23 protein-coding genes and 1 riboswitch are annotated in these 24,544 nt (G+C 36.9%); of the genes, 12 read left to right on the top strand and 11 right to left on the bottom strand.

The window, feature by feature from the left end:
- Window positions 1–144: 144 nt before the first annotated feature.
- Entirely contained in the window at window positions 145–1,371 is a 1,227-nt protein-coding gene (gene hemA / locus ASF92_RS04755; protein WP_056088501.1) for a glutamyl-tRNA reductase, read from the bottom strand.
- Between the two features lie 104 nt (window positions 1,372–1,475).
- Here hemA and ASF92_RS04750 point away from each other — a divergent pair, with 104 nt between their 5' ends.
- Window positions 1,476–1,877 (top strand): DoxX family membrane protein, encoded by a 402-nt coding sequence (locus tag ASF92_RS04750; RefSeq protein ID WP_056088498.1) that lies wholly within the window; start codon window positions 1,476–1,478, stop codon window positions 1,875–1,877.
- A 419-nt stretch (window positions 1,878–2,296) separates the two neighbouring features.
- Entirely contained in the window at window positions 2,297–3,121 is an 825-nt protein-coding gene (locus ASF92_RS04745; protein WP_056088495.1) for a S9 family peptidase, read from the top strand.
- A 170-nt stretch (window positions 3,122–3,291) separates the two neighbouring features.
- Here the strand turns inward: ASF92_RS04745 and ASF92_RS04740 are convergent, their stop codons facing one another.
- The 7 genes from ASF92_RS04740 to ASF92_RS04710 all read right to left on the bottom strand — a co-directional run bounded on the left by ASF92_RS04740 (window position 3,292) and on the right by ASF92_RS04710 (window position 11,375).
- Window positions 3,292–4,566, bottom strand: coding sequence for a mechanosensitive ion channel family protein (locus ASF92_RS04740; RefSeq protein WP_056088493.1), 1,275 nt, complete (start codon window positions 4,564–4,566; stop codon window positions 3,292–3,294).
- Between the two features lie 248 nt (window positions 4,567–4,814).
- Window positions 4,815–6,812, bottom strand: a complete 1,998-nt coding sequence (gene ispG, locus ASF92_RS04735; protein WP_056088489.1) for a (E)-4-hydroxy-3-methylbut-2-enyl-diphosphate synthase — start codon at window positions 6,810–6,812, stop codon at window positions 4,815–4,817.
- 96 nt (window positions 6,813–6,908) lie between these two features.
- Window positions 6,909–8,258, bottom strand: coding sequence for an alpha/beta fold hydrolase (locus ASF92_RS04730; RefSeq protein ID WP_197413228.1), 1,350 nt, complete (start codon window positions 8,256–8,258; stop codon window positions 6,909–6,911).
- A gap of 80 nt (window positions 8,259–8,338) precedes the next feature.
- On the bottom strand, window positions 8,339–8,947 hold the full coding sequence (locus ASF92_RS04725) for an RDD family protein (RefSeq protein ID WP_056088482.1): 609 nt from the start codon (window positions 8,945–8,947) through the stop codon (window positions 8,339–8,341).
- Window positions 8,948–9,008: 61 nt separating this feature from the next.
- Window positions 9,009–9,986, bottom strand: coding sequence for a LiaI-LiaF-like domain-containing protein (locus ASF92_RS04720; RefSeq protein ID WP_056088479.1), 978 nt, complete (start codon window positions 9,984–9,986; stop codon window positions 9,009–9,011).
- Between the two features lie 4 nt (window positions 9,987–9,990).
- Window positions 9,991–10,665 carry a PspC domain-containing protein gene (locus ASF92_RS04715; RefSeq protein ID WP_197413227.1) on the bottom strand — a complete coding sequence of 225 codons (675 nt, stop codon included), beginning with the start codon at window positions 10,663–10,665 and terminating at the stop codon, window positions 9,991–9,993.
- Window positions 10,666–10,685: 20 nt separating this feature from the next.
- The gene (locus ASF92_RS04710) at window positions 10,686–11,375 is read right to left on the bottom strand and encodes an SDR family oxidoreductase (RefSeq protein WP_056088473.1); all 690 of its coding nucleotides are present in this window, start codon (window positions 11,373–11,375) and stop codon (window positions 10,686–10,688) included.
- A 143-nt stretch (window positions 11,376–11,518) separates the two neighbouring features.
- On the opposite strand from ASF92_RS04710, the gene ASF92_RS04705 reads away from it, so the two are divergent.
- The 7 genes from ASF92_RS04705 (at window position 11,519) to msrA (ending at window position 17,467) form a co-directional block, all read left to right on the top strand.
- On the top strand, window positions 11,519–12,253 hold the full coding sequence (locus ASF92_RS04705) for an ABC transporter permease (protein WP_056088469.1): 735 nt from the start codon (window positions 11,519–11,521) through the stop codon (window positions 12,251–12,253).
- The gene (locus ASF92_RS04700; RefSeq protein WP_056088466.1) at window positions 12,253–13,005 is read left to right on the top strand and encodes an ABC transporter ATP-binding protein; all 753 of its coding nucleotides are present in this window, start codon (window positions 12,253–12,255) and stop codon (window positions 13,003–13,005) included. Before ASF92_RS04705 ends, ASF92_RS04700 begins: the two co-directional genes overlap by 1 nt.
- 55 nt (window positions 13,006–13,060) lie before the next feature.
- On the top strand, window positions 13,061–13,255 hold the full coding sequence (locus ASF92_RS04695) for a DUF2281 domain-containing protein (RefSeq protein WP_056088462.1): 195 nt from the start codon (window positions 13,061–13,063) through the stop codon (window positions 13,253–13,255).
- Window positions 13,256–13,344: 89 nt separating this feature from the next.
- Window positions 13,345–14,226 carry a class I SAM-dependent methyltransferase gene (locus tag ASF92_RS04690; RefSeq protein WP_056088460.1) on the top strand — a complete coding sequence of 294 codons (882 nt, stop codon included), beginning with the start codon at window positions 13,345–13,347 and terminating at the stop codon, window positions 14,224–14,226.
- A 102-nt stretch (window positions 14,227–14,328) separates the two neighbouring features.
- Window positions 14,329–15,375, top strand: coding sequence for a hypothetical protein (locus ASF92_RS04685; RefSeq protein ID WP_056088456.1), 1,047 nt, complete (start codon window positions 14,329–14,331; stop codon window positions 15,373–15,375).
- A gap of 64 nt (window positions 15,376–15,439) precedes the next feature.
- Entirely contained in the window at window positions 15,440–16,846 is a 1,407-nt protein-coding gene (locus ASF92_RS04680; protein WP_056088453.1) for a hypothetical protein, read from the top strand.
- Window positions 16,847–16,921: 75 nt separating this feature from the next.
- Entirely contained in the window at window positions 16,922–17,467 is a 546-nt protein-coding gene (msrA, locus tag ASF92_RS04675; RefSeq protein WP_056088450.1) for a peptide-methionine (S)-S-oxide reductase MsrA, read from the top strand.
- Here msrA and ASF92_RS04670 read toward each other — a convergent pair.
- The gene (locus ASF92_RS04670) at window positions 17,464–18,552 is read right to left on the bottom strand and encodes an acyl-CoA dehydrogenase family protein (RefSeq protein ID WP_056088447.1); all 1,089 of its coding nucleotides are present in this window, start codon (window positions 18,550–18,552) and stop codon (window positions 17,464–17,466) included. The two genes, msrA and ASF92_RS04670, sit on opposite strands and share 4 nt — an antisense overlap.
- 105 nt (window positions 18,553–18,657) lie before the next feature.
- On the bottom strand, window positions 18,658–19,278 hold the full coding sequence (gene pnuC / locus ASF92_RS04665; protein WP_056088443.1) for a nicotinamide riboside transporter PnuC: 621 nt from the start codon (window positions 19,276–19,278) through the stop codon (window positions 18,658–18,660).
- A gap of 60 nt (window positions 19,279–19,338) precedes the next feature.
- A riboswitch (TPP riboswitch) is annotated at window positions 19,339–19,534 on the bottom strand.
- 183 nt (window positions 19,535–19,717) lie between these two features.
- Here pnuC and ASF92_RS04660 point away from each other — a divergent pair.
- The 3 genes from ASF92_RS04660 to ASF92_RS04650 are packed head-to-tail and all read left to right on the top strand — an operon-like array spanning window position 19,718 to window position 22,610.
- Window positions 19,718–20,902, top strand: coding sequence for a glycosyltransferase family 87 protein (locus tag ASF92_RS04660; protein ID WP_082489446.1), 1,185 nt, complete (start codon window positions 19,718–19,720; stop codon window positions 20,900–20,902).
- Window positions 20,899–21,831: a glycosyltransferase family 2 protein gene (locus tag ASF92_RS04655; protein WP_056088440.1), complete on the top strand. Its 933-nt coding sequence runs from the start codon at window positions 20,899–20,901 to the stop codon at window positions 21,829–21,831. The genes ASF92_RS04660 and ASF92_RS04655 overlap by 4 nt, the downstream gene beginning before the upstream one ends.
- Window positions 21,831–22,610, top strand: a complete 780-nt coding sequence (locus ASF92_RS04650; RefSeq protein WP_056088438.1) for a polysaccharide deacetylase family protein — start codon at window positions 21,831–21,833, stop codon at window positions 22,608–22,610. The genes ASF92_RS04655 and ASF92_RS04650 overlap by 1 nt, the downstream gene beginning before the upstream one ends.
- A gap of 37 nt (window positions 22,611–22,647) precedes the next feature.
- Here ASF92_RS04650 and ASF92_RS04645 read toward each other — a convergent pair whose 3' ends face one another.
- The gene (locus ASF92_RS04645; RefSeq protein ID WP_082489445.1) at window positions 22,648–24,417 is read right to left on the bottom strand and encodes a S8 family peptidase; all 1,770 of its coding nucleotides are present in this window, start codon (window positions 24,415–24,417) and stop codon (window positions 22,648–22,650) included.
- Window positions 24,418–24,544 lie beyond the last annotated feature (127 nt).

Genomic DNA, 24,544 nt, shown 5'->3' with positions numbered 1-24,544 from the left:
CTGAAGTAAACGAAAGCAGAGAAAATTGCTTCCAATTAATTTAACATTAAGAAATTAAGGAAAATTAAGCTTAGAAATATTAACGACTCACCGCTTTAAGATTGCTTCGTGCTTCGAAATGATGGCAATGTAAAAACAGTTAAATTAAGATTCTTTAACCAAAATTTCCTTAGCCATTATCATTGGAACAGAAATGTATTTCTTTTCCATATAATTCATTACACGTTCTAAAACTTCACGGGAAGTGTTATCCATCTGACTAATTTCATCGGCAAATACGCCGTTTAAGGCGGTATTTTTTATTTCTTTAATCTTACGTGGAACTTCCTGCATCGCCAATTCAATCCGGCGTTGTTTTAAAACCGTAAAAAACTCAGTGATGTTGTTACTGATAATTTCTTCGGCGTGCACCAATTCATTGTAACGTTCCTGGATATTCTTACGGGCCACTTCTTTCAAAGATTCCACTTCAATATAATGAATTGGATTGTTATGAATAACCGCTGGCGCAACATCATTCGGTATAGCCAAATCAACAATTACCTTTTTGCCGGTATCGCCATTGAGCAGTTTGGCATAAAGTTCTTCATCGATAATAGCCTCAGTAGAACCTGTACAAGTAATAATTACGTCAAAGCCCTCTGTATAACTTTCCAGACTTTCTAAATTAAAAGCCTTTCCGTTTAACTCGTCAGCTAAAGTTTCGGCCTTAGAAAGTGTACGGTTAAAAACTGAAAAATTTGAGTATTTATGTTTGTTAAGGTATTTAGCAATATTTTGATTGGTTTCTCCAGCTCCAATAATGAGCACACGAGAATTGCCACACATATTTAATTCTTTGAGCTTGCGATAAGCCAAAGAAACAACAGAAACAGGGTTTTTAGAAATATTGGTATGCGTATAAACCTCTTTTGCCGTTTTCACCACCCTATCCATAATCATACGCAAGTAATCGCCGGTAAACCCTGCATCACGGCAGTTTTCATAAGCTTTACGAATTTGGGCAAGGATTTCTTTTTCGCCAACAACCAGGCTTTCTAAAGAACAAGACGTTCTCAATAAGTGATTAAAAGCTTCTTCATTTTCGTAAACCGTAACATTGTCGAGGAAACGCTCCATAAATTCCGGAGGTAAACCCATATCCAAAACGGTCAAAAATTTAGTAACGAATTCTTTGTTGGTTTTTTCTTTGGTCAGGAAAACGAACTCTACACGGTTGCAGGTTCCGATGTAAAAAATTTCGCTAACGGGAAGTTCGGCTTGAAGATTCTTCAACCTGCTATCTAAACTCTGATCACAAATTACTAATTTCCCTAAAGATTTCAGGTCGATGTGGTGATGCGTAAAAGCGATTACTTTTAAATATTCCAAGTGCTTCCGTTATTAACTATTATCGGGATACAAAAGTAACATGGTTGATGCATGTCACCGTCATTAATCTGTAATTTACATCAATTTAGAACGGTTTTAAATAAATGCATCCAATTGACAATCGCACATTCGCTTTCAAACTCTTCCTTTGGATATATGCCGTTCTCTATGTCGTGGCGGGATTAAATCATTTTGTATCAGCTGATGTTTATTACGATATAATACCTAAATGGTTGCCTGCACCTTCATTTTTAATTTACCTGTCAGGGATTTCAGAAATCGTATTAGGCATTTTACTTCTTTTTTCCATGGCAAGAAAGCTGGCCTCAATACTCTTGATTTTGATGTTAATCGCTTTCATTCCTGCCCATATTTACATGGTTCAATTAGCACCTTTTATGCTTGGAAAAGTTTTGATAACGCCATTTATTGCCTGGGCAAGGTTGCCACTTCAGGTTTTATTTATTGGATGGGCATGGTATTATTATAGAAATTCGTCAAAATAGTTTTTAGAAAAGCAGGGTTATGTGTTTCATTTTTATGTTAGTCCTGCTTTACCTACAAGCACAATGAAAAATTGTGGCTTTTCGTTCAATCAGGTTTAGGAAACTTCGGCTTGTAAAAACTTAAAAACAACCCACCATGAAGGCACCTCCTGATAAAAAATCGGGATGAATAACCCCTCGCACCACAGAAATCGCTTTTAACTTTTCTCTAATAATTTTTCCTCTTTTTGCGCATGCCTAAGCATTATTGTTTGCCACGGAAGCACGAAAAACTTTAATCTCCTCCGTGATTTCTGTGTTTCCGTGGCTAATTAATTTTTGCAAATGTTTAAAAGCAATTTCCCTGCCCGTCGCACGTTTTAAAAAACGCAACAAAATCAAATTTTTTAAGTTTATAATTTGTACCAAGTCCTTAAATTATGATTATACAAGATGATTTTAGCCTCAGTGGTTCAGATGCAAAATTGATTATCGGCGACATAACTTCCGATGATAAAAATCCAAATACCCCAATAGTTCTTTTTATTCATGGTTTCAAAGGTTTTAAAGACTGGGGCGCCCATAATCTCGTTGCCCGATATTTTGCCTCCAATGGTTATCGTTATATTAAATTCAATTTATCGCACAGCGGTGTTTCTGCAGATAATCCAAAAGACGTAACAGACCTGGAAACATTTGCCAGCAATACCATTTCTAAAGAACTTTTCGATATTAATGCGGTACTCGATTTTATAGAAAAAGCCTATGGAAAAGAAACTGAAATAAATTTAATCGGACACAGTCGCGGGGGTGGCTTAGCCATTATTGAGGCGGCGAATGATTTAAGAATTAATAAGTTAATCACGTGGAGTGCCATTTCAAGCTTTGACAGTCTTTGGAAGAAAGAGCAGGAAGTCGAATGGAAGAAAGCAGGTAAAATTTTCGTAAGCAATGCCAGAACGAAAGAACAAATGCCTTTAAATGTAACGCTGCTTGAGGATCTAGAAAAAAACGCTGAAACTTTAAATATTATTGAGGCCGCAAAGCGCATCAATATCCCATGGCTGATTATACAAGGTGACGATGATGTAAATGTTCCTTTTGAACATGCTCAGAAACTTGCTGATGCTAATCCAAACAGCAGACTTATTAAAATAGAGGGTGCAAACCATGTTTATGGTACATCGCATCCTTACGAAAGCGAAACTTTACCGCCACTCTTATTTAAAGTTTGCGAAAAGTGTATAACGTTTTTGGGGGAATAGTTACAATAGTCGACCGCCTTAAAAAGAAGTCAAATTTAAACTCTTAAATGCATTTCTCTAGGCGGCCGCCATCCTAAATTCTTTCAGGTTCTTAACTATTAATATCTTGAAATACATCCAATGGCTATCGAACCAGCATGACCGTGATTTAAATTGAGTTTTAGGCTTAATTAATCATTCCCTCTTCCTACGAAACCCCGCATATCACTTCCACTCGGGCTTTGAAAAATCTCCAAATCAAAATAAGGCACTGCAGCCAGCAAATGGTCAAAAATATCTGCTGCTACCTCTTCAAATTTTTTCAGGCCTTTTTCTTTAGAGAAGACATAAATTTCGATCGGAAGTCCATTTTCGGTCGCTTGTAATTGTCGCACCATAAAAGTCAGATTGGTATTGATGTAAGGATTGCTTTCCAGGTATTTTTCTGCATAAACCCTGAATGTGCCTATATTCGTCATATGGCGGCCATTAACTAAACTATTAGGATTTACTGTATTTTCAGCGTTAAAGGCTTCTATCTGAGCTTGAGTTTCACTTAAATAGTCCCTTAGAAAATCAATAGTCATTAATCGATTAATCAAGTCCTCATCACAAAACTTAATGCTGGAGATTTTAATGTTAATGTGCCGTTTAATTCTTCGCCCCTCGCTTTCTTCCATAGCACGCCAGTTTTTAAAAGACTCACTCACAATGGCATAACTTGGCACTATAGTAACAGTTTTATCCCAATTCCGAACTTTAATTGTGGTTAGATTGATCTCCGTTACTTCCCCGTCGGCACCATATTTTTCTACGGTAATCCAATCACCAACGCGCACTAAGTCAATGGCACTCATTTGCACAGATGCTACGAAACCTAAAATCGGATCGCGGAAAACCAGTATAAAAACTGCAGTTACCGCCCCAAATCCACCAAATATATATAAAGGTGACTCATTAAGGATTATCGATAAAATTAAAACGAAACCAACAACGTAAAAAATGATTTTGGCAACCTGCTTATAACTCCTGATGGGTTTATCGGCGTATTTTCTGGAGGATTCCATAATGGAAACCACTGCATTGAGGAATGCGTTTATGGCAAACATCACCGCCAGAACAATATAAATTTTGGCAATAATTAAAGCGTAAAAAAACCAAACTTTGAAGTCTATAAAAACAAACGGGACAGCATTGTAAATAATATAGGCTCCGAATATTAACGCAAAAGCCCTGAAAACCCTGAATTCGAAAAGTGCTTTTTGCCAATCAGACTTTGTTTTCGCGCTTTTTATTACGCCAATAAAAACCTGCCTTGTTAAAAAGATAGTAATAAACAAGAATAATGTAACCCCAATTAAACCGATAAAAAAGTAAGAATAAATTAATTCATTATCAGAAAGACCTTTGTCTATCAGCCAGTTTCGGAGCTCGGTAAATATGGTTTGAAACTGAGGAATGTTCATAGAGGTAATTTTGGTTTTTATTATAAAATTTGTATTTCCATTTAGCCAGGCCGAAGCACTATTTCTTCTTTCTACTTAAATTGGCCTAACAAATTTTTGGGAATCCACGAACCAAGCCTAAGCAGAAAATTAATACAAAAATTTTAAGCGACACCTTTGCTTATTTTGGTGTCAAAAGAAAAAGGCCCTTCCGGCGAGGACAAATAAAGCCCAGTTCTAAGAACACTGCTCTGAAAGTGCGGTAAAAACTAGGGCTTCTCTACCCAATTTCCATCACCCTTAATGATATCAATCAATTCATCCAGGGCGAAGGCTGTATTTACATTTTTCTTCACGACTTCCTGTCCGCGATACAATGTAATCTTATCAGGACCTGTACCTACATAGCCATAATCCGCATCGGCCATCTCACCAGGACCATTCACTATACAACCCATAATGCCAATTTTCAGACCTTTTAAATGGTCGGTACGGGAGCGAATCAATTGCGTGGTTTCCTGTAAATCGAAAAGCGTTCGTCCGCAGCTCGGACAAGAAATGTATTCTGTTTTGCTGATTCTTGTCCGTGTTGCCTGTAAAATACCAAAACTTGTTGCGTTTAATAATGCCAGATTCTGGCCTGGAGCATCAATCCAAACACCATCACCAAAACCATCGGTCAATAAGGCCCCCAAATCAGTTGCCGAGTAAAGCATTAGATTGTCAGCCTCCATATTAACGTAAGTTCTTTTTATAATAACCGGGGTTTGAATGTTTTTCTCCTGCAAGGCGACAAAAAACGACCTTTGCTCGGCCATGCCGTGATTGGCACTGGTTTTTAAAATAAAAACGACATTAATTAATTGATGTAAAGACAAATGGTTAAATTGTGTGGCATCTATTTCCACGAAATTCAAATGATCATCTTTAACACCTGCTTCATTGAAATCATCCAACGTAAACAAAGGGTGACAATTGTTCTTATCTTTTAATGCCAACCAGGTACTGTAATTGTAAACTTGCTTTAAATTTCCGGGGAAAGAAAACGATGGCAAACTATCACCCAGAAAAACTACATCACAAGCCTGATCGGCTAAATTATACTTATCCAGACCCGCACTATAATTGTAGCCTACAGCGCTTAAAAAGTATGGATCTTTAAGATTCTCTTTAGAAACATCTATCATGACCAAAGGGTGATGATGGCCACCGATGTGTTGAACGGGCTGAGTAGTTCTTCGAGTATAGGAATATGGGCTATAAGTTGGGAGTCCGAAGTCCGAGGTCCGAAGATTGCCGTAGGAATTTTGCTTATCTCCAACACTTTTCCTTCCTCCGACTTCCGACATCTGACTTCTGATAACATATCTATCTGCCAGCGCTTTAGCAACCGGCGCTTCAAATTCAGGGTCTTCAGTCAAAGAAACACGGATGGTATCACCCAATCCATCTTCAAGTAAAGTTCCGATACCAACAGCAGATTTTATGCGACCATCCTCACCGTCTCCTGCTTCAGTCACCCCCAGGTGCAGCGGATAATTCATCCCCTCTTTCACCATCGTATCAACCAGCAAACGGTAAGCCTGAACCATCACCTGCGTATTGCTGGCTTTCATCGAGATCACCAGGTTATAATAGTTTTCAGCTTCGCACATGCGGATAAACTCCATCGCCGATTCCACCATTCCGCGGGGTGTATCACCGTAGTGACTCATAATCCTGTCAGAAAGTGACCCATGATTGGTACCAATGCGCATTGCGGTACCATATTCTTTACAGATTTTAATTAATGGAAGAAATTTCTTGTTGATACGTTCAAGTTCTGCCGTGTAAGTATTTTGAGTATACTCTAGATTTTCAAATTTCTTTTTATCGGCGTAATTACCCGGATTTACACGAACCTTTTCAACAATTCTTGCTGCCATTTCCGCCGCATTCGGCGTAAAGTGAATATCCGCGATCAAAGGAACATCATATCCGCGGTAGCGCAATTCTTTTTTGATGTTTGCCAGATTTTCAGCCTCCTTAATACTCGGAGCCGTAATCCGGACATATTCACAACCTGATTCTACCATTCGAATGGTTTGCTCCACAGTTCCGATGGTATCCATGGTATCGGTAGTGGTCATGGATTGGATACGGATTGGATTGTGGCCACCTAATGCGATAGCTCCAATCTTTACTTCCCGGGTCAAAAACCTAGAATATGTGGTTAAACTATTGCAATAACCACCTGCCAAACCATGTTTTACTGATATATCTTCCATGCGATTGCAAAGATAGAGATAGAATTTTGAATGAGAGAATTTTGATGGGAGAATGACTTAAAATCGTTTCTCATGCCGGAATTTGAATGATGCGAATTAATTAGATTCTAAAAACACCAATACCTTGTTATTAAATTCCGATACCTTCTCCACCGGCACATAATGCGAAGCACCCTTAAAAATAAAAAGCTGTGATTTTGGGATACCATCTGCAATGAATTTAGTATGTTTTTCTAAAATCATATCTTTTTCACCAGCCATGACTAAAACCGGTGACTTAATAGACTTTAAATCGCCGGGAGTAATATGTGGCTCGGTTAATAACATCGTAAATAATTTAACTTGATATTTCGATTTTTTATCATCCCTGGCTTTTAAGCTTTTAATGGCATCGCCAACTTCTTTTAGCGTATTTGCAGAAACAGCCTCATTTGGATTTGTACATGCGCCGCTAACAGCTAACTTCTTTACGTAATCAGGATATTTGGCTGCCATAATTAACCCCGTATTTCCTCCATCGCTCCAACCCAAAACGTTTGCTTTGCTGATGTGTAAAGAATCTAGCAGTATTTTCATATCTTCAGCATACAAATTGTATGAAAGTGGCCCAGAAATATAATCCGTGCTTTTACCTTGTCCACGGGTATCTACCGCAATCACTTTATAAGTTTTTGAGAACTCCTTGATTTGTTTTTTGAAAACATTGATGGACTGACTGTTCCCATGTAATAGTAATAAAGGATCTCCTTTTCCATAGGTTTCGTAATATAATTCGGCCTCTTTTACTTTAACCTTTCCAGATGCAGCCACATTATTACCATAATTAATGGCCTTCGGGGCATTCGGATTATAATTTGGTTTGATTTTCGCCAAACTGATATCTACTCCATCAATCAATACCTGAACATCGTCTATCCACATTTTACCAGGTCCATACAGCAAAGGAAAAAGATAAATTTTAGACGCCTCTTTTTGAAGTGGTAACTTCAAACTATATTGTTTCCAATTTTGCGTACCATATATTCTCTCAGTTAATAAATTCGTGAATTGCAACTTATCATCATCTTCATCATCAATTCTGAATGGAAAATCAATATGTTCTTTAACATTTTGCATTTTTAAGTAGAACTTCACTTCTACTTCAGAGCCTTCAAATTTTGCCGGAATAGACAAACTTGTCATGGCATAATTTGATGCAACATTTTGATCAATATTTTCGATTAATAAAGCGTATTTTCCACTGTGTTTTTCAGCAGAATCTATTCCAATTTTAAATCCACTTTTAGTGATGCCCGTATTCCAGCCCAAAGAAGAATTGGAAACAGGGTTTACTTTTTCGAAACCTAAATTGTATTCATCTTTTTCGTTACCTGAAGAAGCTGGAGCAATTTGGCCAAATAAAGTTAATTGAGTAAGAGCAAAAACTGTTAAAAATAAATATTTCATTAGGAATTTAGTTTTCATAAAACTAATTAATAAACAGTGATTCCTTTTTTAATTAACCTTATTTAACAATCAGACAAGCCTTAAATCAGCCTATCTTTTATTACTAGTGTGTTTGCAGCAACGTCGTGCCAGCATTGGTTTTTCTTATTTAGAAAACTATAGAAATAACCAAAGAAAAAAGGTAATACTGAAAGTATTTTAGAAACGTTTCTAATTATTGATCGGCCGAAAGAAACCCTGGTTCCCTCTAAATCTGTCACCTTGATGTTTGCCAACCGCTTTCCGATAGTTGCTTGTGTTTTAGAAGACTCGGCAAAACTACCATAGATGAGTTTAACGATAAAAATTAATGGCAAAGGTGTTACAAAAGCCATGATGCGCTGATCTTTTCCTTCAATAAAAATAAAGCTGATTAAGATTGCCAAGCAATAAATTACGAAAATTAAAAAGTGGTCTACAACCGACGCGAGCAACCTTAAATCGAAAGCTGCGAAATATTGAGGTGCCGTTTTCTGGTAACTAAAACCAAGAAGCTCACGCAATTCTGCGATTGCATGAGCTTCTTTATAATCGTCCATTCCCGGTTTACGAATAAATGTATTGGGTTTGATATTCAAACCCCCAAGTTCAGCTAAAGAATACGGTCCTTGTGGTTTACCATTAATTACGACTGTATACTCAGGATTCATTGAATTTAATATTTAAAGACACTAATAATACCTTAGTCTTTAAGCTTTTACCTTAACGCTTCTAGTACCTTGATACCTCAAAGTTACTCAATCCACCATCCAAATTGATAAATATTTTTTTAGTTGATGTTTTATAATTTGCTGTTTCATACACGCCATCACTTAGTTTTTCAAATCCTTCAAAATCTTTTGCAGACAAACCTGTTTTAGTTTTGATTCTGCAACCTGAATTGGTCGGGATTTTAATTTTTACATCCGCAACGCCTGACTTCACAATAACATCAGAAATCGGCAATAAATCGCCTATTTTAATATCTAGTGAAGCGGCTCCACCGTCGAAACGAAAAGTACGAACCTTATAGTCAGCGAAATCAAAATCTGCTTCACCTGCACCAAGTTTCATAACAATATCCCAGTTAGGCGTTTTATTAAGTTTAAAATTTACGTCATTGCCACCATCTCCAAAATTCCATTTGTTCTTTTTGTCGCCCATTTTAAAGGTAAGAACTGTTGCGGTATCTGTGGTTTGTTTGGTTAAAGAAAATTCCCCATGTCTTTTCTTCACGTCGGCTTTAATTAAATCAGTTGTTTCTCCATCTAAATTAAAAGAAATGCCCCCACCTGAAATGTTTAAAACCGTTTTCTTGGCCACATCTACCGCTGCAAAAGGTTCAGATAAATTTAACTGATTAAACGACGTATCGTTGTCGTTATCATCATTTTCACTATCGTTATCATTAATATTTACATCAATATCTTTTTTAAAGTTATGTCCCCACCAGGAGTTTCTGTTTGGTTCTTCCTGACCCTTAAAAAAAAGAAAGCCCAAAGTTAAAACCAATACAGCAATGGAAATCATGCTGCCTGTTTGCGAGTTATTTTTATTAAATAGGATATTAACACCCGCAATAATTAAAAATACGGGCCAGAAATGCCATACATTGCGCCAATAAAATTCAATTACGCCAAAATTTTCCATTAAGAGTACACCGCCGATAAAAAGCAGTAGAATACCCCAGATTATTCTATCCAGTTTCATAATATTATACTTGAGGGTTAGTAGGAGTTGAATTATTATCGTTCTTAGGTTCTTCTACAATGATTGCGTCGGTAACCGTTTCGGTTTTAGGCTCTTCTGCCGCTTGTTGTTGATTTTGAAAGGCGGCCCATTCATTTTTTCTTCTAGATTTAGCTATAATACTGATACCTAAAGCAATGAATATTACCGGCCAGAAATTTCGGAATCTGAACCAATCGGGGATGAAGTCGAATTCACGCATCAAAAAGAAACAGCCAACGACTAGTAACAATAAACCACCAATGGTCCGTCCGGTATCATTCGGCTTGCTGAATTTACTGAAATCTGCCTGCGTTTCAAACGGCGTTTTCTGGTTATCATTAATCGGTTGAGACCAGTTGGCGTTACCAGAACCTACAGGACCTGCAAAGGGGTCTGCCTGGCCAAAAGGTGATGGATTTGGATTGTTCTTATTAAAATAGTCATTAAATTTTGAAAATTTTGCAGCCGGGTCGTTGTTGACCGGAACGATAATCCACATAATTATATAGGCTACCAGACCACCTCCGGCCATAAAGATGGTAGATAATGCAAACAATAATCTAACTATGGTTACCTCTACCTGCATGTATTCTGCAAGGCCTGAAGCTACACCGGCAATCATCTTATCGTGTTCGTTTCTAAAAAGCTTCTTTTCCATAACGTTGTTCATTTTGTGTTTTAAAAATCGAGCGGAGTGATCAGCACTTCGTCAACGTTGACCCCTTTACTTAAGTTTAAAATGGTCATCAAAGTTTCTGCAATGTCTTCGGGTTGTACAAATTTTTCATCTGGAATTGTTGTTCCAGCCCATGATGATGTTTTTGTTGAACCTGGCAAAAAAGCAGTTACCTTAACGTTGTGTGGCGCTAACTCTTGCCGCAATACATGATTAAGACTTAACATCGCTGCTTTTGTTACACTATAACTCCCGCCATTTTTTACCGGCGTTTTACTGGCAACCGAACATATGTTAAAAATATGTCCACGTTGTGTGGAACGCATTTTTTTTCCGAAAAATTTACTGATGTAATAGGTTGCATTAACATTTATATTCTGTTGACGTTCAAACACTTCATCACCTTCATCGAAAATACTTCCAGGCATGAAAGCACCAACATTATTAACTAAAACATCGGTAAAATCAAATTCCTTTTCAACGGAATTCAAAAAACTATAAACCTCTTCTTTATTAGAACAGTCCACCGCATAAATCAAGATGGTCCTACCCGTTGATAATAAGGTTGCCTGTAATTCCTCCAGTTCGTTTATATTTCTGGCAACAAGCGCCAAATCATAGCCTTTTTCCCACAATTTCATCGCTATCGCTTTTCCTATGCCTTTAGTTGCTCCAGTTATTACAGCTCTCATATTTATGGTTTAATATTTGTAAGCAAAAAACCATATTTATATTTAAAACCACGAATATTTTTCCAATTAACAAAGCGCAACAACATTTTTATCGTTTCTTTGTACATTAGATACCATAATTAAATCAAGTAAATAAATACGGAATGAATTTTACCAATTTCGGCAGGTACATACTGCTACTTAAATCTGTATTCAGAAAGCCGGAAAAACTGAAGATTTACCTCAAAGAAATCGCAAAACAGATGGATTATGTTGGCGTTGGTTCTTTAGGTCTGATAGCCATCATTTCAACTTTTATCGGTGCCGTAATGACCTTGCAAATTGCCTTCCAGTTGGTTAGCGATTTTATCCCCAAAACAATTATTGGTTCTGTAAATAGGGATTCCAGCATTTTAGAGTTGAGTCCTACAATCAGTGCAATTGTTTTGGCAGGAAAAATCGGTTCAGCTATTTCTTCCGAAATCGGTTCAATGCGCGTTACGGAGCAGATTGATGCGCTAGAAATAATGGGAATTAACGCACCAGGCTATCTGATTCTTCCAAAAATTATTTCAGGCATAACGATGGTACCGATGCTGGTTATCATTTCAATGTTTTTGAGCATCACAGGCGGTTATCTGGGCGGCTCATTATCAGGCGCAGTAACACCTGCCGAATACATGCAGGGCATCACAACAGATTTTAATCCGTATACGATTACTGTTGCCCTTGTTAAAGCATTTGTTTTCGGTTTTATCATTACTTCAGTTCCGGCTTATGAAGGTTTTTACGTTCGCGGCGGAGCATTAGAAGTATCACAGGCTAGCACCAGAGCAGTTGTTATCAGCTGTATTTCTATTTTGGTTTGCGATTATTTAGTTACTCAACTTTTATTATAATGATTGAAGTTAAAGATATTTACAAGTCATTTTCCGGAAACGAAGTTTTAAAGGGCATTTCAGGGAAATTCGAGGAGGGTGTAACTAATTTGATTATTGGTGGATCGGGATCAGGTAAAACAACCCTCCTTAAATGCATGGTTGGTTTGCATCAGCCAGATTCAGGCTCCGTATTATACGATGGGCGTGATTTCACACCAATGACTTACGAGCAACGCATTGAAGTACGTAAAGAAATTGGAATGCTTTTTCAGGGATCTGCACTATTTGATAGCATGACTGTTCAGGACAATATTATGTTTCCACTGAATATGTTCACCGACCAAACCCGTAAAGAAAAGATTGAACGCGTAAATTTTTGTCTGGAAAGAGTAAATCTGGCAGGAAAAAACGACCTTTTCCCGGCAGAACTATCCGGTGGAATGAAGAAACGCGTGGGTATCGCCCGTGCCATTTCAATGAACCCTAAATACCTGTTTTGCGATGAACCCAATTCCGGACTTGATCCAAAAACGTCAATTGTTATCGACGAATTAATCCAGGAATTAACAGAAGAGTTTAAAACAACGACTATTGTAGTTACGCACGACATGAATTCTGTAATGGGCATTGGCGATTATATCTTATTCTTACACGAAGGAAAAAAATTCTGGGAAGGCAGCAATAAAGAAATTGCGCATACAGATATTAAAGAACTTAACGATTTTGTATTTGCCAGCCGCTTCATGAAGGCTGCAAAAGATAAGTTTTAAGAAAATTCTTATATTTGTTTACTTATGACAACGGCTACAGAAACATCATTCACAATTGGAAACCTTACCAGAAAGTATGGTAAACGAGTTAGAAGATTTTATTGATTTTTTGAAAGCCAAGCATTCAAAACATTCATCAGACTTAAATCAACAAGCGAATTTGGTAGAAGAACCACAAAGCTTATATGGTGCAGCGAAGGGGCTTCTTATAATTCCTGAAGATTTTAATGAACCCTTAGATTTTAATTAACATCGTCATTGCCAGGCACGAAGCAATCTCTTTAAATCGATCGAATTAAGATTGCTTCGTGCCTCGCAATGACGAACTATATATAATAAATGATACAATTACTTGCCCCAAGCCATTGGAAAGATTACGAACTGATTGATTGCGGGGATTTCGAAAAGTTAGAACGTTTTGGCAATATGATTCTAATCAGGCCTGAACCTCAGGCAGTTTGGAAAAAAACCTTATCAGAACAGGAATGGAAAAAAACCGCTAATATAACTTTCAGGGGCCGTTCCGCTACATCGGGTGAATGGGTTAAGAAAAATCCAGCCTTGCCTGATCGCTGGCACGTAGACTATAAAAATGATGACGTTGCAATAAAACTCCGTCTTGGCTTAACTTCTTTTAAACATGTAGGTGTTTTTCCTGAACAAGCTGTTAACTGGGACTTTATTTCATCATCAATTAAGAAATTTAAAACACCTCAGCCTAAGGTTTTAAATCTTTTCGCTTATACCGGCGCAGCTTCATTAATTGCAAATGCAGCAGGTGCAGAAACTACCCATGTCGATTCTATAAAACAAGTTGTAACCTGGGCAAATGAAAACCAGGAGCTATCCGGTTTGAAAAATACCCGTTGGATGGTGGAAGACGCACTTAAATTTGTAAAGAAAGAGCTTAAAAGGGGTAAAAAATATAATGGTATTATTTTAGACCCGCCTGCTTACGGGCATGGGCCAAATGGCGAAAAATGGAAGCTTGAAGATCACATCCAGGAGATGATGCAGGACGTCGTCCAGCTTTTAGACGAGAAAGAACATTTTTTAATTCTGAATACTTATTCACTGGGCTTTTCATCTGTGATTGTTGAAAACCTAATCCGAACCTCATTCCCCAAAGTGAAAAATTTAGAAACAGGCGAACTATATCTTCAGGCCACTGCAGGCATTAAACTTCCCCTGGGCGTTTTCGGTAAGTTCTGTAATGTGTAAATGTTGAATACTTTATTTTGAACTTTCGGTTTTCCAAACTAATTTCATACCCTAACAGATCCGAAGAAACCATCTAAACATTAATTATCTATATATACATCTATGAAATTTCCTCAATTCGCTGGTACGCTAGTCCTTGGCCTTGCCGCAATCACTTTGTTCGCTAACTGTAATTCAGAAGGCAAAAGTGCTGGCATCAGCAAAATGCTCTCATCAGACAGCAGCAAGAAAAAAACGGACTCTACTGCTAACGTAATGAAGCCCGTTGATCCGAAATTATATGATTCGCTGCTACGCAAGTTGGCTAACGGCGATACGACAGGAAAATGGCCAGTTAAAAATCAACCCATTCCATTGGCCGGAGCGATTTTACCATTTAAACGCATTGTTGTTTATTATGGTAATTTACATTCAAAAAAAATGGGCGCACTTGGTGAATATGCACCTAAAGAGATGTGGAGACGCTTAAACGCCGAAGTTAAACACTGGGAAAAAGTAGACCCGACAACACCTGTTCAACCAGGATTACATTACATTGCGGCTGTTGCCAGCGGAACTCCAGGGAAAGACGGTAAGTACATTAACAGGATGGGCAATAAACAAATTGACTCCGTATTGAAAATTGCAAAAATGCAGCCTAACACAATTGTGTTTTTAGATTTGCAGGTTGCTTTAAGTACAATAAAAGCCGAGTTGCCACACATTGAAAAATACCTGGAATTGCCTTATGTACATTTAGGAATTGACCCGGAATTCTCAATGAAGGATGGTTCACTGCCCGGAAAAAGAATTGGCACCTATGATGCGGCAGATATAAATTATGTAACCGGCTATTTGGCAGACATTGTAAGAAAACATAACCTGCCTCCAAAGGTTTTCACCTTACACCGTTTTACAAAAAAGATGGTTACGAACTCGAAAAATATTAAACTAAGACCTGAAGTACAGGTAGTGATGCACATGGATGGTTGGGGTGAGCCGGAATTAAAAAAAGGAACTTACCGCCACTTCATTTATGGCGAACCAGTTCAGTTTACAGGTTTCAAATTATTTTATAAAAATGACATCAAAAAGTCTCCTAATCGCCTGATGACGCCAGAGGAGCTTATGAAACTGACACCTAAACCAATTTATATCCAATACCAATAACATTCAAAGCCTGTAATTAAGTTTACAGGCTTTTTGTATATTACAATAAGTTATTAAACGCCTCATGAAATACTTCTTTACATTAGTCATTGCAATATTGTTTTTTTCTGCTGTCTCTGCACAAAAATTAAACATACAATTCACATTAGAAAAAGCAATCCAACAATCGGTCAAAACAGATAAACCAATTCTTTTGATAGTTTCTGTTCCGCATATGAATGCGCCGCTAACTTCAAACGGCACAAAAATAAATTTTAGTTCTGCAATTGATGATGCGGAAATAACCGAAGCAATCAATGAAAATTTTATAGCCTATAAGACAATAATGAGTGATACTTCGATAAGAAGTATAATGTCAAAATCTGCTATAAACTCATTTCCCGCCTATATCTTTTTACGTTCGAACAAAGAAGTCTTTTTTAAAGACTATGGAAATTCTACGTCAAAACAGAGATACCTTTATATGATTGAAAATGCATTAAAAGCTTTAAAGGAGAAACCTATTTCAGAATTAGAGCGAGAGTACTTAGCGAATAAATCGGATAATCAATTGTTAAAAAATTTAATCGATGCCAAAAAAAAACTTGGCCAAAACGACAATGCAGAATTAATTGAGGACTATGTGAAGAGTTTAAAAATTGAAGATTTTAACAATTATCAAACTGTTCTTTATATTTTAGAAGCCGGACCATATACCGATGGAAATGCATTTAAGTTTGCACATACTAACCGAAAAATAATTGATAGCATATATCGAAGGGAGCCATTTGCAAAACGCTCAGCTTTCAATAACTTTATAATTAACAATACGATGAGTGATGCTATCAAAGCTAAAAACTTAATCAAGGCACAATCTGCAGCATCCTTTACCAGAGGAACATGGACCAATGATTACATGAAAGGAGCTAAAGCTTACGATACTCAGATGATGCGTTATTATTTGGCAGTTAAGGATACTGCTAGATATCTGCAAACTGCAACTTATCACTATGACAATTACTATATGCGAATTGGAGCAGATAGTATAAAGAAAATCGAAGCATCAGACCTTAAGGCAATGGAAAAGCGTGGATTGCCTGCATCATTAAGCCAAAACATTGTCTTAAAAGATAAAATGGACAGTTTAATGAAAGCAAAAGGTACAAATGTGATCACTCGATCTGTTGTAGCTGTAGGTCCAACATCCAGTAGTTATGCAAATGAATTAAATAATGCAGCCTATAAGTTTTATGAAACAGGAACAAAAAACATAAATCATCTAACAAAGGCAATGATTTGGAGCAGGCGGTCGATAGAATTAAATCCAATAAGTGGATATTATGATACCCTTGCTCATATTTTGTACAGACTTGAATATTACGAAGAAGCGATAAAAAATCAGCAGCTCGCAATAGAAAAATCCAAAGCTGAAAATCGCGACGTTAAACATCTTCAGGAAGAATTGAAGAAGATGAAAGCAAGGCAAATATAGATGAGGGTCCTCAGATAAAATTAGAGGACGCTTTGTTCAACAAAACCTTTATTACCTATCCTACGTTTATATGTTATGCAAACAGCAATATTTGGCGGAGGATGCTTTTGGTGTACAGAAGCTGTTTTTCAGACACTAGATGGCGTTAATAAAGTCATATCAGGATACATGGGTGGTGAGCAAAAACACCCGACTTACATGGAAATCAGCAACGGAGATACAGGACACGCCGAAGTTATTCAAATCGATTTCGACGAAACGAAAATTTCCTTTAGTGAACTTCTACTCGTATTTTTCAAAACGCACAATCCTACACTATTAAATCGTCAGGATACCGACAGAGGAACTCAATATCGCTCAGTTGTTTTTTACAGTACCGATGAGCAAAAAAAGGAAACTGAAAAAATTATAGATGAATTAACCAGGGATAATATATTTGATAAACCAATCATAACCGAACTCAACCCGGTTTCGGAGTTTTACGATGCCGAAGATTATCACCAGGATTATTTTCGCAAAAACCACGATAAACCCTATTGTTCATTCGTTATCCAACCCAAGCTGGATAAGTTCGTACAGGAGTTTAGAGATAAAATAAAACCAGAATTGCTCGGCGATTAGCATTCAAATGTAAGTAGTGCGTGTTGACTTGCTGTATGCATATCACGCCAAACACGGTTTATTTCTGACTCTTTTTTAGCAGCTTCCAATCCACAATATGGAAAAAGTTCATCAGCAGTTCTTCTACATGTATGCGCTAATTTTCTGCTGAGCAGGCTCACCTCTCTGAGCTTATCTTCACTGACGGTACTTTGGTTTATCAACTGCATCCACGATTCATCAAAAGCTTGGTAAAACTTAGTTCTCAGATTCTGAACTTCCATTTTACAACGGACCAGTTCCTCATTAAAAAATTTGATTTGCGTTTCGGTAAATCTTTTAAGCCCGGAACGTGAAAGGAAAGATTCCTCCACCAGCCTGATGAAATGACTGGTCATTCCCAAACTATTTACCGCCAAAGTAGTTTCCGCGAGTTGTAGAAAAGGATAGTCAAAGCCTTCATTGGCCACTTTGATGGTATCGTTTATCTTAAAAGTTCTATGCTCAGGTACAACTAAGTCGTGTACTTCAAAAGCATGGCTTCCAGTTGCGATTAAACCGAAATAAGACCAGCCAGAAATTAGGTCCACTTCTTCTTTTTTGAGTATAAACGACAATACTTTGGGATTCCCATCTTCATCTAAAATATCAGTTTCATCATTATTCTTTAGAATACAATTAGCGGTGAAAATCGTTGCGTGCAGTGCTCCGCTTGCATATTTCCAATAACCATTAATCCGATAACCACCTTCAACTTTTGTCGCAGTTCCACCAACTGCACCGCTCCCGGCAAAGCATACAGAACTGTCGGCAAATACTTCTTCAGCCAATGATGGATGTAAGAAGCCAGCAAACCACGCCGCACCAGCACAAAGTGTAACCGTCCAGCCCAAACTCCCATCAGCCTCTGCAAGTTCTTCTTCAAGCCTTAAAATTTCAGGAAGTTTTTTTCCAGGTCCACCATAAACTTCAGGTACAAAAAGTTTAAACCAGTTTTCCTGATAAGCAAGCTCTAAAATTTCAGGATGCAGCTTACCCATTGCTTCAGATTGAGCTGAGAATTCCCGGACTTTTTCCTGCCAGGTTTGTGCTGATGTATTTTGCATGTTTTGGATTTCTCTTATCGGCCACAGATTAGCAAGTTCTTAAATAAATCACCAATAATTTTTTATCAGTTAATCTGTGGCTAAACAATTTGATTTGTAGCTGTATTAAACTGCTCTTAGTTTTCTTTTTCCAATGATTTTCTTCCAATCCAGAAACCCGAAAATGGCTACAATGAAAAGAAAGGTAGTAAGACAGGCCATGAGTGGAAGTTTTTTATGAAATAATAACGGTATTGCCACTACATTTGAAATGTTTAAAAAAATCCAGTTTTCGATTTTTCGTTTTGCCAGAAGCCACATTCCTGCCCATGCAGTCGAAGAAACAAAGGCGTCAAGAATTGGCACATCAGAATCAGTATGATTTTTTAACACGAAATAAAAGACGAAAAAGCCAACAAGGGAAATTAAGACAGCAATAAGCAATTCGTTGTTTGTACTCCAGGCAACCTGATTTTCACCATCCAGCTTACGTTTTTTCCAAATCAACCAGCCATAAACGCTCATTATCAGATAATATATGCTCAAAAGCATTTCTGCATAGAGCTTTACATTCAATAAAAGGAACATGGATAGTAAAACGGAAATTATACCCGTAGGATATAACCAGATGCTATTCTTTTTCGCCAACAAAACTTCGGAAACACCAAAACCGACTGCCAGCCACTCAACTAATGAAGTATTTAAAATTTGCTGATAAAAAAGCCTGAACCACTCTTGAAAATCCATTTGCAATCTCTAATGTCTTTCGACCAAAATAAATAATTGAAAACTGCTTTCAGGGCGAAGCAGTGTTGTAAGTTAAATTCCCTACGTCGGCATTATCCGAATCAGGTACATCAAAAGGCCAGTGGTGTGAGGTAAAAGTTATAAGGTGAAAACCCTAAACCTTAAGCCCTATGCCTTAAGCCTCTTGAATGGGTATATTCTCAGCCTTTTTATTGCAACAGAAGCTGCAAATTCAAAAGCACCCCTTTGAGTATTGCAAATATAGTTTTTAAATTTAATTTTTTGATTTTATAGTGGATTGTGTCAAATTTTAAAAACCAATTCAGCATTGTCGGTATTCTTGCTAATCTCAAGTCGTGGAATCCAGAATGCAATTATCGCTGCTTGCCACCTTTAGCCCCCGTAAGTTTAAAATACTTATATTAGTGGCGTTAATCACATGAACTCTTCCGGCAAAATTTATTTTATCAGAATTACTACATTTTTATTAAAAAGGGCATCCGTTGCTTTTATTTATATCCTATTGGCGATAATTGCTGGGGTAAAACAATATTCGCATGACAGCTATAATAATTACGCTATATTTAAATATGTCTATTGGCATACTATAGATTTACAAAACTTATATCACAATTATCCGGAATACTTAGACAGCAATCATTACGGACCTTTATTCTCAATATTTATCGCTCCATTTGCAATTTTACCAGACGGTTTAGGAATGATATTATGGAACATTGCTAACGTTTTAATATTACTTTGGGGAATTTACAGTTTACCTATTTCAATAAATAAACGTTCTATAATCGCATGGATTTGCGCACATGAGACGCTAACGGCACTCTTTAGTTTCCAATTTAACATAGCACTAGCCGGAATAATTATTTTAAGTTTTTCATATCTTTTGAAAAAAAAGGAAATTCAATCTGCCTTTTTTATCGCTTTTGGAACATTAGTTAAGTTATATGGAATTGTCGGACTAGCCTTCTTTTTCTTTACTAGAAATAAACTGAAATTTATTTTAGGTGGTGTAACTACTATTATGATACTTTTTGTTTTGCCAATGGCCATTTCATCCCCTGCATTTATTATTCAATCTTACCATGATTGGTATAGTTCATTGGTTCACAAAAATGAAATAAATGCTTCTCTAACTTCTTTTCAGGATATTTCTGTGATGGGCATGTTTAGGCGTATATCGGGAAATGTAAATATTCCAAACGGTCCTTTTATAATTGGAGGTATTTTAATCTTTGCTTTACCATACCTTCGGATCAACCAATACAAAAATTTAGCGTTTAGATTGATGCTGCTTGCTTCAACTTTAATTTTTACTGTTATCTTCAGCAGCGGGTCTGAATCGCCGACTTACATTATTGCATTTGCAGGCGTTGCAATTTGGTTTGTAACCCAGCCTAATCCAAAAAGCATTTTGGTGCTTACTTTATTTATTTTCGCATTTGTTTTAACCAGTTTATCTCCTACGGACTTTATTCCTAAAGCTGCTAAGGAATTTATTCGTCTATATTCTCTCAAAGCGCTACCTTGTGCCTTAATTTGGCTAACCATTGTTTATCAAATGATGAAAGAAGATTTTGAAACTTATTTGCTTACAGATAAATGAAAAAATTAGTTTCTATTGTTATTCCTGCTTACAACGAAACCGACAACATTTTTGTTATTGCCGAGCGTATCAAGCAGGTTTTTACAACGATAAATTACGATTATGAACTTATCATAGTGGATGATGGAAGTGCAGATGATACCCTTGAAAAAATCAAAAATTATGCTGTAACTGCAGATAATATCTTTTTTCTTGAGTTTTCAAAGAATTTCGGACATCAGTTGGCTGTTAAAGCTGGCATGGATAATGCATTTGGGGATTGCGTAATCTCTATGGATTGTGATATGCAACATCCACCAGAGATAATTCCCCAGATGCTGAAAAAATGGGAAGAAGGTTTTGAAGTGGTGTACACGATAAGAGCAGAAGATACAAGCCTATCCAGAGGAAAGAGAAGCTCTTCGAGTTTGTTTTATAAGATATTAAACTCACTTTCAGACATAGAATTAGAGGCTGGAGCAGCCGATTTCCGCTTATTGGATCAAAAAGTAGTTAGCGTTTTCAGAAATTTTCATGAAAACGAACCCTTCTTAAGAGGTTTGGTGAAATGGCTTGGCTTTAAGCAGTTTGCAATCCGATATAACCCCGCTACCCGATTTTCAGGTAAAAGTAAGTACACATTAAACAAAATGTTAAAGTTAGCACTTCATGGCGTAACCTCATTTAGCATAAAACCTTTGTATACAGCGGCTTACCTAGGATTTATACTTTCTTTTGCATCAGTACTTTACATTCCTTATGTAATTTATGCTTTTGCAAATAATGTGGAAGTCTCGGGCTGGGCGTCTGTAATTATGACCATTGTTTTTTTCGGGGGTTTGCAATTAATCATTTTAGGTATTATCGGAATTTATGTCGGTAAAATGTTTATGCAGTCAAAAAACCGCCCCAATTACATCATCCGTTCAACAAATCTACCTTTAAGATAATGATTCTATTAAGTTTTGATATTGAAGAATTTGATATGCCATTTGAATACGGAAAGGATATATCTTTTTCTGATCAGATAATGATATCAAGAGCCGGAACCATTACAATCCTTGATATTTTAGATAAATATGATGTAAAGGCAACATTCTTCTGTACGGTAACTTTCGCTGAAAATGTACCCGACTTAATCAAAAGAATTAAAGATGCAGGTCATGAGCTTGCTTCTCACGGCTACTACCATTCGGATTTCAAACCTGAACATTTACTTCAATCAAAGTTAAAACTCGAAGAACTTTCCGGAATAGAAATAACAGGTTACAGAATGGCCCGAATGATGCCTGTTGATGAAAGGGAAATAGAAAAGGCCGGATATACTTATAACACATCAATTAATCCGACATTTTTGCCGGGCAGGTACAATAACCTGAATATCTCCAGAACCTTTTTTACCAAAGAAAACGTTTTACAAATTCCCGCTTCAGTAAGTCCACTTTTTAGATTTCCATTATTTTGGCTTTCTTTTCATAATCTCCCGCTAGGCATATATAAATCGTTGGTAAGCTGGACATATAGAAAAGATAAATACCTGAATGTTTACTTCCATCCATGGGAATTTACCGACTTAAATGACTTTGAACGTTTTGGATTTCCTGGCTATGTTAGAAAAAATACTGGCGAAAAAATGATTAAACGTATGGAAAATTTTATCTGTTGGATGAAAGAAAAAAAGTATCCATTTGGTACGTTCCAGGATTTTATCAAAACAATTAAAAAATAATTACTCCCGTCTGTCAATTAAAATTTTCAGCATCGTATTATTTATACGTGGCTGCAAGTTTCAATGCGTTATACGCATTTACGATGCCTCCGCTAACACAAATGTCGCTAAAGAAAGCTCTTACATTTTCACCCTTTTCATTTTTATATTTCACTTTTTGAGGGACTTTCGATACCGATTTCATTATGATCTCTCTAACCTGAGCAGGTTTCAACCCGGGATGGTAGCTCAATATTAACGCCGCTAAACCTGACACAACAGGCGAAGCCATGCTTGTGCCATCTAACGCTTCATATTTATTTCCGGGAACGGTAGAATTAATCAGAAAGCCTGGTGCAAAAACATCAACGGTGTATTTCCCATAATTTGAAAAATCAGCTTTTAAATTATCATCATTTTTATAAGAACTTGCCCCAACTTCAATCCAGTTTGATGCATGAGGAAGCTGATATTTCGCCGAATCCAAAGGAGCGGGCTTTATAATCGTAGGCCTGGCCATAGATGGCCTCATAACCATTCCATTATTCTGAGGCATACTTTTTGGCGGCATGAAATCAGCGATCGCAGGTTTTTGATGAGCCAGTTTGTAGGCTTCAGCTTCCTTACTATCATAAAACTTATTAGGGTAATTTTCATTAATATCATTATTCAGATTATCATTTCCTGCAGCATGTACTAATAAAACGTCTTTACTTTCAGCGTATTTAACTGCTTCGTCTACAATTTTCTTATCCCATTTATATGATTTTCCAAAACTCATGTTAATTACTTTGGCTCCATTATCAACGGCGTAGCGAATACCATTTGCAACATCCTTATCCCGTTCATCTCCAGTGGGCACAACTCTGATGGCCATAATTTCAACATTATTTGCCACACCATTTACACCTAGCATGTTATCCCGTTTTGCACCGATAATTCCGGAAACATGAGTTCCATGCTGAGCATCTGGGCCCTTCACATCATTATTTCCATAATTTTTTTGCTTAGGATTGGTATAATCATCACCAACAAGTTCGGCACGCATATCATATTTAGGATTCAAATTATATTTCAACATGGCATCGTATTGCTTATAACCATCCTTAATGTTTTTATAAAACTTTTCAAAACTACCATCATCTTTGGAGCCTTTTCTAATAATCGTTTTAACTTGTTCCTCTACTTCGTCATCGGCTTTATATTTTTCAATATCCTCGTAAGCTGGAATTTCTTTTTTGCTGGTTTTAGCGACAGAATCAAGCACTTTGTTTATAGCGATTAAAACAGAAAAAGTGTTACTGGCATCTTCATATTTCTTACCAAAATCACCAACCATTTTTTTATACAATATAAACTCCTCTTTTTGTGCGCTGTCTAAGGGGGTTAAATTTGTAGTCGATTGGTATTTTGGCTTGTAAATCCTCAACAATCTAACCAGTTCCAAATTATCAAATTCAAGATTGCCCTTTTTCGAGCCTATAAAGTTCCATCCATGAACATCATCGATATAACCATTACCATCATCATCAATTCCATTACCCGGAACTTCTTTGCTATTGGTCCACAAAACCTCCTTCAAATCTTCGTGATTTGTATCCACGCCGCCATCAATTACAGCAACTATAACTTTTTGTTTCTGCTTCACACCCTTTAAAATGTCACGATATGCTTTCTCTGTACTTATACCATAAAAGCCGCTTTCATTTAAATCCAGGTTGAACCAGTTTGCTGGTAGCTGCACATTTTTATTTTGGGCAAAACCATCCACACTAAAGCACAATAAAAAAGAAAAGAACAACGCTATTCTAAATCTAATATCCTTCATAACATAATTTACGTAATCCTACAATGATACGGTTTTATTGCCTTGAGGTTAAAAAATTTAGCATTTTTTAACAGACAGAATGCACATAAATAATTAAAAAAAAAGGTTATCTCATGAATGAGATAAC

The organism is Pedobacter sp. Leaf176 (genome assembly GCF_001424305.1).
GTDB lineage: Bacteria > Bacteroidota > Bacteroidia > Sphingobacteriales > Sphingobacteriaceae > Pedobacter.
The sequence above is the reverse complement of the archived record's forward strand: the minus strand, read 5'-3'. Positions and strand labels throughout refer to the sequence as shown.